The sequence below is a fragment of the Spiroplasma endosymbiont of Lariophagus distinguendus genome, from assembly GCF_023846195.1.
Taxonomy (GTDB): domain Bacteria; phylum Bacillota_I; class Bacilli_A; order Mycoplasmatales; family VBWQ01; genus Spiroplasma_E.
In genome coordinates this window covers 1-801 of the sequence record NZ_JALMUW010000150.1, presented here as the reverse complement: position 1 = coordinate 801, position 801 = coordinate 1, and the positions used below count along the sequence as shown (strand labels likewise).

The window sequence follows — 801 nt, the reverse complement described above, 5'->3', positions numbered from 1 at the left end:
AAAGGCAATATGGAGGTAATGAAAATCTTTGGTTTTACCAATATTGATTGTGTAAATGTGATTGATTTTGCTTTAGGTGCTGAATTTGTTTCTATTGGAGAAAATATGACTTTTTCTTTTAAGATTGAGACAAAAAAAGCAATCAAGGTACGATTAGAATATGGTATTGATTATGTGAAAGCGAGTGGTAAACGGAATCGTAAAATATTCCAAATATCAGAGATATATTTAAAGGAAAATATGAAGAAATTTTACGCAAAAAAACATTATTTTGCAGATATAAGTACAAGGAAACATTACCCAGGAATTCATTCAATTACACTTATTGTGAATGGTACTGATTGAGATACATTAGATTTTAAGATATTGGCTATTAGATAGTGTAACTAATTATTTGATTAACCTAAATATCGATTTTATTAGATTACAAAATTGGAAAATTAAAAGATTTGTTTTTTATTTTAAAAGATTTAATATATATTGTATAGTGTAAAAAACTATTATTAGTATCAAAAAGGGGGTCTTTATGAAAAAAATAATAAAAACATTAAGTGTTTTAACACTTGCAACAACCACAGGAAATTTAACTAATTTATTAAACAGAATTGAGGAAAAAACTAATATTACAACTAATTATATGCAAAATAAAAAACGTTTAGAAAATAAACATAGTGCAATTAACTTAGCAGATATAATAGTAAATAATAATTTAGGACTTATTAATAGTGGTAAGGATTTAGCACCATCTAAAATGAGTTTACTAATAGGTATTATTGAAGCAAATCATGCAATTAAATCAGG

The 801-nt window shown here is 24.7% G+C and carries 2 protein-coding genes; both read left to right on the top strand.

Features of this window, described 5'->3' with window-relative positions; genetic code table 4:
* Positions 1-381 (top strand): YhaZ family DNA alkylation repair protein (locus M0D11_RS06220; protein WP_252321080.1); only part of this gene is annotated, 381 nt, incomplete at its 5' end.
* A 145-nt stretch (positions 382-526) separates the two neighbouring features.
* Positions 527-801, top strand: a 275-nt coding sequence (locus M0D11_RS06215) for a hypothetical protein (RefSeq protein ID WP_252321078.1), incomplete at its 3' end; no start/stop codon positions are given.